This is a genomic window from Acinetobacter lactucae (assembly GCF_013344765.1).
GTDB lineage: Bacteria > Pseudomonadota > Gammaproteobacteria > Pseudomonadales > Moraxellaceae > Acinetobacter > Acinetobacter lactucae_A.
Map to the genome: position 1 here is coordinate 1 of NZ_JABVBF010000396.1, position 628 is coordinate 628.

At 29.6% G+C, this 628-nt stretch carries 2 protein-coding genes; both read left to right on the plus strand.

Annotated elements, in window-relative coordinates; genetic code table 11:
* The first annotated feature begins 12 nt into the window (after positions 1-12).
* Positions 13-222: a cold-shock protein gene (locus HUN22_RS17530; RefSeq protein WP_003650775.1), complete on the plus strand. Its 210-nt coding sequence runs from the start codon at positions 13-15 to the stop codon at positions 220-222.
* Between the two features lie 272 nt (positions 223-494).
* On the plus strand, positions 495-628 hold a 134-nt coding region (locus HUN22_RS17535; RefSeq protein WP_174732047.1), incomplete at its 3' end, for a BLUF domain-containing protein.

Here is a 628-nt window from a genome sequence, read left to right on the forward strand (position 1 = left end):
GTAGGATATATCATGTCTAATACAGTAAGTGGTACAGTAAAGTGGTTTAACGAAACTAAAGGTTTCGGTTTCATTCAACAAGATAATGGTCCAGATGTGTTTGCTCACTTCAAAGAAATTTCTGGTTCAGGTTTCAAAACTTTACACGAAGGTCAACGTGTAACGTTTACTGTTACTCAAGGGCAAAAAGGCCCAAATGCTGTAAATATTATTCCACAATAATATACAGCAAACAAAAAAAGCACTTTTTAGTGCTTTTTTTTGTTTTAGCTTTTAAAGAAATTTATTGTTCTTTTAGAGCATTGAAAGGCATCGATCGGAGGTTTTTTATTTTTATATCAATATAAATCATGAGTTATATACTTTTATAATTAATGCTCGAATGTAATTCAATATCTACTTTAAATTAAGTGAAATATAAAGTACCAATAATAAATATATGCTACATTGAAAAATCTTTGAATAAAGAAATTTTATATTTCACGGAATTGTTAATGAACATTCGCCTGTGTTATGCCAGCCAACGAAACGAAAAAAATGAAGATTTGTTGCAAGATTTACGTGATATTTTGACAGAAGCTAGAGATTTCAATGATTTAAATCAGATCTGTGGAGTACTCTATTATGC